The sequence below is a fragment of the Salinicoccus halodurans genome, from assembly GCF_900114445.1.
Lineage (GTDB): Bacteria > Bacillota > Bacilli > Staphylococcales > Salinicoccaceae > Salinicoccus > Salinicoccus halodurans.
Genome location: NZ_FOTB01000001.1, coordinates 301,288 through 314,377, shown reverse-complemented (window position 1 = coordinate 314,377; position 13,090 = coordinate 301,288). Strand labels below are relative to the sequence as shown.

At 44.9% G+C, this 13,090-nt stretch carries 18 protein-coding genes; 5 read left to right on the top strand and 13 right to left on the bottom strand.

Going from position 1 to position 13,090, the window contains the following annotated elements; translation table 11 throughout:
• Position 1: 1 nt before the first annotated feature.
• Complete coding sequence (mraZ, locus tag BM271_RS01565) at positions 2-433, bottom strand: division/cell wall cluster transcriptional repressor MraZ (RefSeq protein WP_046789887.1); 432 nt, start codon at positions 431-433, stop codon at positions 2-4.
• Positions 434-576: 143 nt separating this feature from the next.
• Positions 577-2,163 (bottom strand): bacillithiol biosynthesis cysteine-adding enzyme BshC, encoded by a 1,587-nt coding sequence (gene bshC, locus BM271_RS01560; RefSeq protein WP_046789886.1) that lies wholly within the window; start codon positions 2,161-2,163, stop codon positions 577-579.
• Positions 2,164-2,276: 113 nt separating this feature from the next.
• Here bshC and BM271_RS01555 point away from each other — a divergent pair, with 113 nt between their 5' ends.
• Complete coding sequence (locus BM271_RS01555) at positions 2,277-2,744, top strand: N-acetyltransferase (protein WP_046789885.1); 468 nt, start codon at positions 2,277-2,279, stop codon at positions 2,742-2,744.
• A gap of 69 nt (positions 2,745-2,813) precedes the next feature.
• On the opposite strand, the gene rpmF is transcribed toward BM271_RS01555, so the two are convergent.
• The gene (gene rpmF / locus BM271_RS01550; protein WP_031548420.1) at positions 2,814-2,987 is read right to left on the bottom strand and encodes a 50S ribosomal protein L32; all 174 of its coding nucleotides are present in this window, start codon (positions 2,985-2,987) and stop codon (positions 2,814-2,816) included.
• Positions 2,988-2,990: 3 nt separating this feature from the next.
• Positions 2,991-3,512, bottom strand: a complete 522-nt coding sequence (locus BM271_RS01545) for a YceD family protein (protein ID WP_046789884.1) — start codon at positions 3,510-3,512, stop codon at positions 2,991-2,993.
• A gap of 138 nt (positions 3,513-3,650) precedes the next feature.
• Between BM271_RS01545 and BM271_RS01540 the strand changes: the two genes are divergently transcribed.
• Positions 3,651-4,799, top strand: coding sequence for a nucleotidyltransferase (locus tag BM271_RS01540; protein WP_046789883.1), 1,149 nt, complete (start codon positions 3,651-3,653; stop codon positions 4,797-4,799).
• Here BM271_RS01540 and coaD read toward each other — a convergent pair.
• On the bottom strand, positions 4,774-5,259 hold the full coding sequence (gene coaD / locus BM271_RS01535; RefSeq protein ID WP_046789882.1) for a pantetheine-phosphate adenylyltransferase: 486 nt from the start codon (positions 5,257-5,259) through the stop codon (positions 4,774-4,776). The genes BM271_RS01540 and coaD overlap by 26 nt on opposite strands.
• 2 nt (positions 5,260-5,261) lie before the next feature.
• A complete protein-coding gene (gene rsmD, locus BM271_RS01530; RefSeq protein ID WP_046791460.1) occupies positions 5,262-5,798 on the bottom strand; it encodes a 16S rRNA (guanine(966)-N(2))-methyltransferase RsmD in 537 nt (178 codons plus the stop codon).
• A gap of 61 nt (positions 5,799-5,859) precedes the next feature.
• On the opposite strand from rsmD, the gene BM271_RS01525 reads away from it, so the two are divergent.
• Positions 5,860-6,228, top strand: a complete 369-nt coding sequence (locus BM271_RS01525) for a DUF7147 family protein (RefSeq protein WP_046789881.1) — start codon at positions 5,860-5,862, stop codon at positions 6,226-6,228.
• A 4-nt stretch (positions 6,229-6,232) separates the two neighbouring features.
• Here BM271_RS01525 and BM271_RS01520 read toward each other — a convergent pair whose 3' ends face one another.
• Entirely contained in the window at positions 6,233-6,496 is a 264-nt protein-coding gene (locus tag BM271_RS01520; protein ID WP_046789880.1) for a DUF2129 domain-containing protein, read from the bottom strand.
• Between the two features lie 88 nt (positions 6,497-6,584).
• On the opposite strand from BM271_RS01520, the gene BM271_RS01515 reads away from it, so the two are divergent.
• Positions 6,585-7,505 (top strand): glycerophosphodiester phosphodiesterase family protein, encoded by a 921-nt coding sequence (locus BM271_RS01515; RefSeq protein WP_046789879.1) that lies wholly within the window; start codon positions 6,585-6,587, stop codon positions 7,503-7,505.
• A gap of 96 nt (positions 7,506-7,601) precedes the next feature.
• Here the strand turns inward: BM271_RS01515 and BM271_RS01510 are convergent, their stop codons facing one another.
• Positions 7,602-8,045 (bottom strand): YlbF/YmcA family competence regulator, encoded by a 444-nt coding sequence (locus tag BM271_RS01510; RefSeq protein ID WP_046789878.1) that lies wholly within the window; start codon positions 8,043-8,045, stop codon positions 7,602-7,604.
• Between the two features lie 142 nt (positions 8,046-8,187).
• Between BM271_RS01510 and BM271_RS01505 the strand changes: the two genes are divergently transcribed.
• Positions 8,188-8,544: a YugN family protein gene (locus BM271_RS01505; RefSeq protein WP_046789877.1), complete on the top strand. Its 357-nt coding sequence runs from the start codon at positions 8,188-8,190 to the stop codon at positions 8,542-8,544.
• A gap of 90 nt (positions 8,545-8,634) precedes the next feature.
• Here the strand turns inward: BM271_RS01505 and BM271_RS01500 are convergent, their stop codons facing one another.
• The 5 genes from BM271_RS01500 to BM271_RS01480 all read right to left on the bottom strand — a co-directional run bounded on the left by BM271_RS01500 (position 8,635) and on the right by BM271_RS01480 (position 13,089).
• On the bottom strand, positions 8,635-9,093 hold the full coding sequence (locus BM271_RS01500; RefSeq protein WP_046789876.1) for a DUF420 domain-containing protein: 459 nt from the start codon (positions 9,091-9,093) through the stop codon (positions 8,635-8,637).
• A 25-nt stretch (positions 9,094-9,118) separates the two neighbouring features.
• Complete coding sequence (ctaG, locus tag BM271_RS01495; RefSeq protein ID WP_052749838.1) at positions 9,119-10,072, bottom strand: cytochrome c oxidase assembly factor CtaG; 954 nt, start codon at positions 10,070-10,072, stop codon at positions 9,119-9,121.
• 128 nt (positions 10,073-10,200) lie between these two features.
• Entirely contained in the window at positions 10,201-10,545 is a 345-nt protein-coding gene (locus BM271_RS01490) for a cytochrome C oxidase subunit IV family protein (RefSeq protein WP_046789875.1), read from the bottom strand.
• A gap of 1 nt (position 10,546) precedes the next feature.
• Positions 10,547-11,173: a cytochrome c oxidase subunit 3 gene (locus tag BM271_RS01485; RefSeq protein ID WP_143544883.1), complete on the bottom strand. Its 627-nt coding sequence runs from the start codon at positions 11,171-11,173 to the stop codon at positions 10,547-10,549.
• Positions 11,173-13,089, bottom strand: a complete 1,917-nt coding sequence (locus BM271_RS01480; RefSeq protein ID WP_046789873.1) for a cytochrome c oxidase subunit I — start codon at positions 13,087-13,089, stop codon at positions 11,173-11,175. Before BM271_RS01480 ends, BM271_RS01485 begins: the two co-directional genes overlap by 1 nt.
• Position 13,090: the final 1 nt, after the last annotated feature.

Sequence of the window (13,090 nt, the reverse complement as noted above, 5' to 3'; positions counted from 1 at the left end):
CCTATAAATCAAAGTCGATTAAATCTTCTGCAATATCTTCAAAGTTTTCTTCGGATTCCGAGTAGAAAGTATCCCATTCCATCGTGTCCCATATTTCAATACGTCCGGAAACACCGATGACTGTACATTCCTTGGTCAACCCTGCATAATCACGCAAATTCTGAGGGATGTTGATCCTTCCCTGCTTATCCAGCTCCACGGCTGTTGCACCTGAAAAGAACAGCCTCATGAATTTCCTTGCGTCTTTTTTAGTCAGCGGCAATGCTTTCATTTTCTCTTCGATCTTCGCCCATTCATCCATCGTATAACCAAACAGACATTTGTCCAGACCCCGAGTGATGATGAACTGTTCATTCAATTCTTCACGAAACCTGCTCGGAACGATCATTCTTCCTTTCGCATCGAGCTGGTGCTTGAATTCTCCCATGAACATATCCATCACCTCCGCCTCTATGAATAATCTACCACATCTCCCCACTTCATACCACAATTTCTATGCTATTCAACATATTTTATTTTCAGACAATAAAAAGACAGTTCTCCCCACTATGGGAAAACTGTCTGTAAATACTGATATCATAAGGTTTTTATAACTGTAAGTTCTGTCGTGTAAGAGAGTTTTGGATAAGTGGGGGGGGCGCCCTTGAACATCCACGGATGATAGACACGCTCCTGAAGTTCGCCATTCGGCATCAATTTCTCCGCCACCTCATCAAGATCATTCAGCTGGTGCCGCAGACTGCGTTTCACTTCCAGTTTATATCTTCTTTTCAGGTAATCCAGCTGTTTTTGATGCATCTTCATGTTTGCTTCTATCAACTGTCTGTACTGTTCCCTGCCTGTACTGTTTTTCATGTCGTTGTAATCCTTCTCGATCCGGCCGCCTATTTCATCCACTTCAGCGAGGAGTGATGCGTCGGTATGAGTTTGCAGAAGATGATTTTTAGTTTCATCAACTTTTTCCAGCATATCTTTGGAAAGTGTGAGGTTATGCTCGTCCATCAGCTTACGAATCCGCATGTCTTCGTGGATGATCTCCATGCGTTTCAGAACGATTGGCATGGGCACATTAAGCACTTCAAATACTTTATGAAGTTCGCCCCAGTATTTGACTTCAGCACCGCCGCCTGCAAAAATGAGCGTATTAAAAACCATTTCCTGCATGAGCGGCCTTGTCACAACGTTATTGCTGAAAGTTTCAGGTGTTGCGGCGAGACGCTCCACAAGCCCCTGCCGGTCCACCGGTGACTCATCTGATATAAATTCGCCATCCTCGAAGGAGAGCAGTGTACGGTTATATTCCGATCCGGAAAACAGATGGACATTCGTATCCGTTTCTATCATCCTGCCGATGTCCGCTTCAGCATCAAATGCTTCCTGCCCTTCTCTGAAGGCCGCGTCTATTTCCCCATGCCGGTCGATCATCTCTTCAAACATCGGGATTTCCAGTTGACGGACTTTTCTGGAATGCGCATTGAAAATGATCAGCCCTTCTTCTTTGAACGCATCATGGACAAGTGCATGGAAAAGCTCTGTCCAGTATTCATTTGAATCTATCATTCTGATGATCTGGTCCTTCTTCCCATGCAGGAAGCCGGAATCTCCACATCCATCGATAATCTTCTGCAATACCTTTTTCATTTCTGCCTTGTCATATTTATAAAAGCCGAGACTTATCGGTACGCTCAGGTTGGGTTTGTATGAGATTTTACGCCTTCTCCTGTGGTTCCTGTCATATATATAGGTATGGTTCACTTCTTCGAAATCATGATCTTCCCCGGCGATCCAAAAAACGGGCACCGCTTCATAACCATGATTTTCCCTGATTTCATCCACCAGTACCAGAAGTGTCACAATCTTGTGCATGATATATGCCGGGCTCATAAAAAGTCCCGCCTGCTGTCCGCCGATGACTACACGGCGGCCTTCCCTCAATTTGTTTATATTATCCATCTGCGGCCCGCTCAAACCGAACCCGGACATTTCCTCTTCGATAATATCCGCGAGTTGTCCAGTATGCTTATGTACAGGTCTTTTAAGTACAGTCTCGATACTTTCTTTATCATAGGATAGGTTTTGGTAATATTTATAAAGCGTTTTATCCTTCCGGCTGAACCGCTGTGTGAAGCAATCCTGCTGGAAGTCTATACATTCGATTTCCATAACTTATCTCCTTCATCAAATATGCTAATCTAATTATAAATATTATACGCATATAAAACAATTGAATGATTTCAGAGAACTATACTATAATGATGGCAAAGGAGAGAATAAAAATGGCAGAAGTAAAAAACTTGGCAATAAACTACAAAACAGTTGAAGATTTCAAAAAATTCAGGGAATATGGCGCACAGGAACTTCAAATGACCAAAGAGCTTGAGGGAAACATGATCGATGCCGACATCAATTCCCCTTTCTATGGTATCTATGTGGGCGACAATCTGGCAGCCCGCATGTGCCTGTATACAAAAGAGGATAAGCATCAGCCGATTTTCGACCCGCCGCATGATTACATGGTGATCTGGAAACTTGAAGTCCTTGAGAAATACCATGGTAAAGGTTTTGGCAGCGAGCTGATCGAATACGCTAAAAGTTTTGATATGCCCATAAAGGCGATCAGCCGTCAGAACGCGAGACCATTTTTTGAAAAGCACGGATTTGAAACACTGAAATATGATATCGAACGCGATATGGCGGATGATCCGCTCGTCTGGTATCCGAAAGGTTACGTGCTCAACCAGTAATCCTTCTGATAATTAAAAAAAGAGAGCCGCTGATGACTGATCATCAGCGGCTCTCTTTATCGCTGCCAATTAGTTGGCTGCAACATCTTCACCTTTATAGCTGCCGCATTCTTTACATACACGGTGAGAAAGTTTCATCTCTCCGCAGTTAGGGCATTCCACCATACCAGGCACTGAAAGTTTCAAGTGCGTACGGCGTTTTCTTTTACGTGTAATTGAGGTTCTTCTCTTAGGTACTGCCATGTCTTAATCCTCCTTATTCTCATTGTCACTTTCCAGCAGTGACTGTAGCTTTGATAATCTCGGATCCACTTTTTGTTCTTCCTCATCTTCCAGTTCCTCTTCTGTCATAACAGACCAGGTGCTGCCGCCGGCAGGCACTTCGTCACTCTCAGTTACGACCAGAGGGAGGTTGACAACGATAAGTTCACGAACTACGGGTTCCAAATCCAAAGTGTGGGTCACTGGATGAACATTTTCATCCAATTCGTCGGTTTCTTCCGCATCTTCATCAAATTCTTCATAGGATTCGATATGGAGCGGAACCTCGATATTTTCTGATGTTCGGCTATCGAGCATATTAACCACCGTATCGATGGTGAGATCTATGCCGATCCGCCTTGACCCGACATGCATTTCACCTTCGACTGATGTCTCGTTGATGCTGACGACATCTTTTCGATCTGTTATCTCTTTGAACTGGATTTTTTCATTCACAGCGATACTTTCATTACTGAACTTTTTCAGCTGTGTCAATGACCATCTCATATAGTTTCACCTCTTATGAGCACAAAAAACATTGTACAGTTAACAAGGTCTTCTGTCAAGTTATTTTCTTAACACAACAATATTATAACCCTTTCATTTTCTGTTACAATTATACTGCACAGGAAAGGAGTTTCATAGATGATTATCACATCTTTAATCACCGAATACAACCCGTTTCATAATGGGCACATCCATCATATTGAAGCGTCACGCAGACTGACCGGCGCGGATGTTGTGATTGCCATCATGTCAGGCAATTTTACCCAGCGCGGTGAAATAGCCATTACGGATAAATTCACGCGGGCAGAAGCTGCGGTCAGGCATGTCGATCTGGTTGTGGAGCTTCCTCTGTATAATGCTGTGAGCTTTGCCGATGATTTTGCTCTTGGCGGCGTCCATATTGCAAAGCTGCTCGGCAGCACCAATATCGTATTCGGCAGCGAATCCGGAGATATCGAAGATTTAAAGCATGTATATCGGGAACTTAAGGAAACCGATATACAGGATAGGATGAATGCATTGATGAAAGAAGGCTTCAGCTATCCGCGGGCCGTGAATGAATCGATTGGCGGCAATGTGTTCAAGGGCGCCAACAACACGCTTGGACTCTCCTACATCCGGGCGATTGATACTCTGGGTGCACGGATTGAACCGCTGACCATCCCCCGGCTCGGCAACCGGTTCAACGATGAAGCACTGTCGGAGTCAAGGTTCTCCAGTGCAACGAGCCTGAGGAGGGCCCTGAATGAAAACCGCCTGGAAGAAGCCATGCGCTATATGCCGGAATTACTCGCAAGGAATATAATGGCCGGTACTGTTTTATCCAACGAGAATATCTTTGATACACTGAAAATCATCATCAGCCGCTGCAGCCATTCTGAGCTCCGTAATATATATATGATGACAGAGGGGCTCGAGTACCGGATCAAAGACAGGATCAGACAGCATGATTCCTATGATTCTTTTATCAACAGCGTAAAGACTAAGCGCTATACCAGGACTCGGCTCAACCGTCTGATGATTTCAATACTCCTCAATATCACAGAGGACAGGATGAGAGCATATACGCTGCCCGATACCATCCGGGTGCTCGCAATGAATGAAACCGGACAGAAGTATTTGAAACAGCTCCCCCGGGATCTTGAAGTGATAACAAACGTGAACAGTAAAAACCGCAACTCCATCCAGGCGGAGATTGCGGCGACTGACATCTATAATGTATTTGCAAAATCAGACAGGCATGATTTCAATACACCGGTAATCATTGCCGGGCGAACTTCTCCTTAAGCGCCTCTTCCACAAGCGGCGGGACGACATCTTCAGTCTTTCCGCCGTATTTTGCAACTTCTTTGACGATTGATGAAGAGATGAAAGAATAGTTGTTGTTTGTCATCATATAGATCGTCTCTATGCTGCTGTCGAGCTTTCTGTTCATTGAAGTCAGCTGCATCTCATATTCGAAGTCGCTGACCGCACGGAGGCCTCTCACTATTGAACCTGCCCCGACTTCCTGGCAGAAATCGATGAGAAGTCCGTTGAATTCCCGGACTTCTACGTTCGGCAGATCTTTTGTCACCTTCCTGATCAGCTCAACCCGTTCCGCAGGCGTAAACAGACCCTGCTTTGATGAATTCTTAAGTACTGAAACATACACTGTGTCGAATACTTTGCTCGTTCTTTCAATAATATCCAAATGTCCATATGTAATGGGATCAAAGCTCCCGGGACATACTGCAATTCTTCCCATTTCTACCCTTCCTTTACAAGTACATTTACTTTAATCGTACCATAGACGGCTTCTTTGACACTCATGAAGGCTGTCGTCTGACAGCCTTCATCCTTATGCGTCTCCGCTATGATCCGTCCGTCTGCTTTCAGTATACCGAGTTCATCAATCATGGCAAGGGCATCCGTCACAATATCTTTGTGATATGGCGGATCCAGGAAAATCAGGTCGAACTGCCTCCCTCGCTTCGCAAGCGCTTTTAAGGCACGACGGTAATCGTTCCTGAAGATTTCCACACTTTCTTCCATGCCTTTTGTGTTCTTCTTCAGAATCCCGACAGCATCACGCGCCCCGTCGATGAACACTGCGGAGTCCGCACCGCGGCTGATTGCTTCAATACCCAGCGCCCCGCTTCCCGCAAACAAGTCCAGTACATCGCCGTCGGTCCTTCCCAGAATATTAAAGATGTTCTCCCTGACTTTGTCAGTCGTCGGGCGTGTATCATTCGAATTCAAAGTTTCAATCTTTCTCGCTTTATATTTTCCACTGATGATTCTCACTGTCAAATCCTCTTTCTTTCCTCCCGGGGTTGGTTTAAAATGATAATGGGAGTTGATAAGCATGCAAAAATTCATCACACTCGGTGAAGGCTATGGCGACATTTTCGAATTGGAATCGCTCATCAGCCACAATCATACACGCATCGACAAAGCAATATTCTTACATACAGGGGATAGCCATTCCACTTTTCTGCTCGTCATGCAGCCGGTCCGAGGCAATTTCCAGGCGATCTACACCATCTATAACGGCATCCGGTACAATCAGGGACAGGGACAGAAATACACACTCATCCGCGGATGGTGTGAAGGGAAAAACATCCCGGTCATTGAATTTTCCGCAAGAGACCCTGAAGATTTTTATGAACGTGAACAATTCTACCAGTACATCACCGGCGTGCTGAGGCTGAACCACCTGATTCCACCGATGTAATAAATCATATTACACGGTAATCCCTGGCCTCATAGTTCTCAGTACTGTACTCCCGCCTGATATTCGGATATTCGGATACGATCACTTCTCTGACATATTTAAGCTGTTCCAGCATTTTTATTGTTTGAGAAAGCTCGGATTCGTATATATATAATAGTAAGTACTTCTTATCTTTATTCACGTATATGAGGTGGCCGTGCCGTTTCAATTGTCGTATGAACTTATTTTGTTTAAAATATATATATATGCCAATACGCTTTTCAAGCATTATACCCCACCTTATAAATTTATATAAAGATATGATACCATGTTAATGAACAGTTTTAAAATGAATCTATTACTGGAGGCAATGAATTATGAACAAGTGTTTCAAAGGATTTTTAACAGCTGTGGGTGTTGCCGGCGGAGTCATAGGAGGTCTGTGGGTCAGCACGAAGCTGATGAGCGAGACTAAGATCCGGGACATCAAACCTTACTTCAGACACCGTTCTCCTTATATTTTCGCGCATCGCGGAGGAATGGGGCTTGCGCCTGAACATACTATCGCGGCGTTTGACAAAGCTTCAGAATTCAATGTAGATGGTTTTGAAGTTGATGTTCGCATGACCAAAGATGAAGAAATCGTCGTCTTCCATGATGCTTATGTCGACCGTACTTCCAACGGTGCAGGCCGTATCAGCAACATGACGCTCGATGAGCTGCGTGCACTTGATTTCGGCTATCATTTCAGAGATGTCGAGGGCAATCATCCATTCAGAGAGGCTGAAGACGTGAAAATCGTCACTTTGAGAGAGCTCATCCAAAAATATCCGGACAAACTCCTCAATATCGATATCAAGGATGCGCCTGAATCCTATGAAGGCAGTCTGATGCCAAGCCTGCTGTATAGATTGATCGATGAGCTTGAGGTCCATGATCGTGTGCTCGTCACAAGCTTCCATGATGAACAGATTGAGCGCTTCCGCCTGTATTCAGGTGAAGATGTGGCACTCGGTGCCGGAGAAGATCAGGTAAGGAACGCATACCTTGCATATTCTTCATGCTTCAAGCATCTGTATACTCCAAAAGCGGATACCTTCCAGATTCCGCCGAAATACAATAATATCCCGCTTGATCGTGAAGGCTTCATAGATTACCTGCAGAGTCTTAACATCGCAGTTGGGTACTGGGTCATCAATGAAATGGATGAAATGGATGCACTGATTCAAAAAGGTGCCCACACAATCGTTACGGATTTCCCGGATATCAGCCACCACCTTCTGAATGAAAGATATTAAAAACGTTCCATCTCCCCTCCTCATGGAGCGGGAGATTTTTATTATATTCATGAATAAAAAAAGGACAGCCACTGACAGACTGTCCTGATTTCCATATTAGATTGCCGTTTGACATCCGCAGCTCCCACCGGTCGAACATCCGGATTCTCCTCCGACAGAGAAGAACGGATTGCTGCTGACGACGTTTACGTTGCTGCTGACGCCAATGCTCACATGGTAGAGGATTTCATCGAGAAGTGACTGTATCTGATACTCAGCCCTCCTGTACTCCATTATGACAGGGTTCATATCCAGTTCTTTTTTGAACTGGTTGATTTCCCTTCTCTTTGTGCTGAAGTCAGGATGGTATTTCCCGAACCTCTGCACTTCTTCAAACGCTTCCTTCATTTTGGTGAAACGATCTATCAGATCGGATGCGACCGGATCTGTGTCCAGAAGCTCCCTGTATTTGCAGTAGTGCTTATATTCCGTAGTCTCCATAACCTTTTTGTTCAAGGCATCGAGCTGATCCATGATTTCCAATTCTTTTTCAGTTATCATTTACATCACCTCTCCCCAATAGTACCATATCCAGGGACATACCTTCCACATCCGTTTTTACAAAATACATAAATTCCATTTGCAAGTCTCATGGATATGGATTAAAATTAAAGTAATGCAAAATGCTTAGGGAGGAAATTTCATGGTATTTGAAAACTCTGGTCTTGAGACAATGGTTGTTTCTCAAGATATACTGCAAGACACAATGAACAAAAATGGGCTCGTTCTTGGAGGTTCCTGGGACTACGAACGCATGACTTTCGACTATAAATATGAAGTGCCGGAAGGAATCTACTACTTACGTGTGCCAGGCTATGCCTTGGAAGGAGATGTAGGCGCAAACAGCGCAGTCCTCCAGCTGATGGATCCTTATATGGGTAAACACTACTATCCGACAGGTATAGAATACGGCAGCGACGAGCATTTCCCTGAGAGGATTGTCGACAACGCAGTAGAAAAAATAAGAGCTGTAGCAAAAGATCTAAAAGCGCTTGTCTAATACTTAATTATAAAAAAGGAACACGGATGTGTTCCTTTTTTGTATACCCATGCATATTAAAGACTGGATCCGATTGGATCCGGTCTTTAATTAACCCTGAATGATTGCTCTGAACAGAGAAGTTGTTTCTCCTCCCGGATACAGCATGTACAGAAGTACATAAACCATAACGCCTGTGATTGCCGTACCGAACCAGATTACAGAAGCCCATGGTGCAAGTTTTCTGTGTTTTGACAGTTTTCTTTTAGCTCCGAAATAAATCTGTGTACCGCCGAGGAAGGCACCTGTAGTTGCCAGTATAATATGGAAAACCAGGAACACTGTATAGAACGGCACCAGATAATCCGGCCCGCCGAAAGCAGTGTTGCCGATGAATATCGTTCTTGATACATAAATTATGAAGAAAATAACCGCACTGACTGCAGCGTAGGTCATCATTTTCTGATGCCCTTCAATATCCCTGTGTTTTCTGATCTTATGGATGCCAATCCCCATGAAGATTGCACTGAGTACGATAAAAAAAGTACTGATTGTTGGTAATAGATGCACGGTGTATTTCTCCTAACTGATTATCTTATCTATATTGATTGAATAGCTCTTTTTGGATTCGCGCATTTTCCAATGAGCGTCTCGTCGTCTCTTCTTCATCCTTGCGTTCATCCCTGAACCAGCTGAAGAATATGAAGCCCAGCATGAAGCCGAAGAAAACTTCCTGGAGTACTTTCATAATGATGCCGCCAGTCTGCTGATCCATAACCGGTGTTGTATTTGTAAAGTACTCCGGTCCTGAGATCAGGCCCTGGCCTTTCAGACCATCAAGCACGCCGGACGGCACGCAGAGTTCCATTGCTGACAGCCAGGCATCTCCATCTGTGTACGTTTCATACAGCGGCGTACCCGCAAAGATAATCAGGCCGCAGGCAGGCGTTAAAAGTGCGCCTATACTGAATACATACAGCATCTTGAATAACCCACCCATATGATTCTCTTTCGGTTCCACTTTATTGAATACCGGATAGAACATCAGAATGGCCAGCAGGAAAAGCAGGGCGTTGAATGCAGAGTGCAGCGGACCGCTCTGTTTCAGAAAATCAAGTACAACCGGCAGATGGTACACCGAGAAGACACCGTTGAACAGGATAAGTGTTATCAAAGGCTTTCTTGTTATGCTGAATACCTGTTTAATGACAGGCAGGTTCACAAAATACTTCCATACATATCCCGGTATTGCATAGAACATCAGCGGTGCAATAAGCAGGAATACGACTGCCATCTGCAGCATATGGAAGCTGAACAGAATATGACTGAGTATGTCGACAGGTGCGCCGTACATTGCGTAGAGCAGCACCATGCTGGTTATAAAGACAACACCCTCTTTCGTCCTGAGCGGTCTGCCGTCTTCAAAGTTCCGGTACCATTTCTTTGTGATTAAGAAATAGAGTACTGTCAGAAAAACAGTGAATATGAAGAAATACGGGCTCCAGTTTGCTATGAAGCCGAATATGGATATAGACAATATATTTTCCATTGCAATCATCCTTTAAAAATTCGCTTATTTCAAGTATAGAATCAAAACCTCGCCACATCAAGTTCTTCCGCGTGACAATATAATGACAAAAGAGGCTGGCACAGTGTTGTGCCAGCCTCTTTGATGACTTATTGGATTGGGGCGCCAATCCATACGATATAGATGAATGTTGTTACAAAAGCAAGTGCAAAGAACATGCCGGTCAGCATCATCAGCTTGATGTATTCATGACCTTTGTCTTTCATATGCATGAAGTAGTAGAACTGCAGGATGACCTGCAGGAATGCCATTCCGATAACGATAGGGATTACGAATGACGGGTCCATATCCATCGCTACCAGACCAAATGCTACAAAAGTAAGGAAGATCATAAGTCCGAATGAGACCATCTGCTGACGCATTTCTTTCGTACGCTCACGTCTGATGTAGTTCAACTTTGTTTTTGAAATCGGTTCTTGTTTGATTTCTGCCATGTTACATCACTCCCAGCAGGTAAACTATTGTGAAGATGAAAACCCACACAACGTCAATGAAGTGCCAGTACAGTGCTGCAGTGTTTACTTTCGCTGCAGTGTAAACTGATAGTCCGCGTTTTGCATTGCGCAGTATCAGAAGTGTAATCCAGACCAGTCCGATACAGACGTGGAAACCATGTGTACCGATCAGGAAGTAGAATGCACTGCCGAATGCACTGGATCGGAAAGTATGTCCGAGATGAGTGTATTCGATGAACTCGTAAATCTCAAGTGCAAGGAACCCGAGTCCCAGCAGTACAGTGATTCCAAGCCACAGCTGCATTTTTGAGAAATTGTTGTTTCTCATATGATAGACAGCGTACACGCTTGTCAGCGAAGAAGTCAAAAGGAACATCGTCATGACAAATGCCAGTTCCAGGTGGAAAAGGTCTGCCGCAAGCAGATGATCATCACTTGGTACAGAGTCTTTCAGCGCAAGATATGTTGCAAAGAGAGATGCGAATAGAGCAGTCTCACCAGCAAGGAAAGTCCAGAAACCGATAAATTTGTTTTTACCTTCGAGCGTTGCCGTTTCCGGGTGTGCCGGCCATCTTTCCGACGGCACATTATATTCCATGTTAGCCATTATTTCGCACCCCTTTCTTGTTCTTCAAGGTCTTTCAGCACTTCTTCTTTAGTTACGTAATACCCAAGGTCATCCTTCCAGGAACGGACACCCATTGAAATGAATACAATTGCCAGTCCAAGAATGAGTACCCACAGGGCCCAAGGATGCTGCGGAAGATCCGATACAGCGTCGATCGCCCACTCTTTGCCTGATGCAAAGTGCAGTGCGCCGAATGCAGCGACGAAAAGCCCGAGGGATATCACGAATGGAATGATTGAATTGTTCGGCATATGGAAATCATCAAGAGATTCTGCCGGCATCATCTTACCGTCATTTTCTTTCTTCTCGATCCAGTAAGCATCCAGTCCGCGGATCAGCGGCGTCTGGGCAAAGTTGTAATACGGAACTGGAATTGGAAGTGACCATTCAAGTGTACGTCCGTCGCCCCAAGGATCGCGGCCCACTTTTTGGTTTTTAGCAACAGTAATGATGATGTTAATCAAGAGTATTATCACAGCCACTGCCATCATCAGGGCGCCCACGGTGGATATCATGTTCGAGGTGTTATACCCTTGACCGTCCAGATAAGTGAATACACGGCGCGGCATTCCCCACAGTCCAAGGAAGTGCTGGATCAGGAATGTCACATGGAAGCCTGCAACGAATAATACGAATGAAATCTTGCCGAGTTTTTCGCTGAGCATTGTACCAAACATCAGCGGCCAATAGTAGTGCAGACCAGCAAGGAGTCCGAAAACCACACCGCCCACGATGACGTAATGGAAGTGTGCAACGATGAAATAGGAATCATGATACTGGTAGTCAGCCGGTGCTGCTGCCTGCATGATACCTGTAACACCGCCCATGACGAATGATGGGATGAACGCAAGTGCATACAGCATCGGTGTTGTAAACTCAATCGACCCGCCCCAGATTGTAAATATCCAGTTGAAGATCTTAATACCCGTAGGTACGGCGATTGCCATAGTGGCTACCGCAAAGATTGCGTTTGCTGTCGGTCCAAGACCAACTGTGAACATGTGGTGTGCCCATACCATGAATCCGAAGAAACCGATCAATACAGTCGCAAATACCATTGCTGAGTAGCCGAACAGTCTCTTACGTGCGAACGTTGCGAATATTTCAGAGAAAATACCGAACGCCGGCAGGATCAGGATATAAACTTCCGGGTGACCAAAGATCCAGAACAGATGCTCCCAGATAATTGTGTTACCCCCGGTTTCTACAAGGAAGAAACTGGAACCGAACATACGGTCAAAAGTCAGCAGGAATATACCAATTGTAAGCGGTGGGAATGCGAATACGATAAGCACTGAAGCGACAAGTGTTGTCCAAGTCATCAGCGGCATTCTCATGTAAGTCATACCCGGTGCTCTCATCGAAATAATTGTAGTGACAAAGTTGATACCTGAAATCAAAGTACCCGCACCGGCAATTTGCAGACCGAGTGCATAGAAGTCGATACCATGCCCAGGTGAATTGATCGAAAGTGACGCGTAGCTTGTCCAGCCTGCATCCGGCGCTCCGCCCATGAACCATGAAAGGTTCAGGAAGATACCACCGAAGATGAACAGCCATACACCCAGTGAATTTAGGAACGGGAAGGCTACGTCACGTGCTCCAATTTGTAAAGGTACTGTCGCGTTCATAAACGCAAACAGCAACGGCATGGCGGCAAGGAAAATCATTGTAGTACCATGCATCGTGATTACTTCGTTGAACAATCCTGCAGACAGGAAATCATTGTTCGGAACGGCGAGCTGAATACGGATCAGCATTGCTTCTATACCGCCCAGAGCGAAGAAGAAGCCGCCTGCAATCAAGTAAAGGATTGCAATCTTTTTGTGGTCGACCGTTGTCATGTAATCCCAGATTACAGAGCCGACCCCTCTCTTTTTAGTTGCGGATGCCATT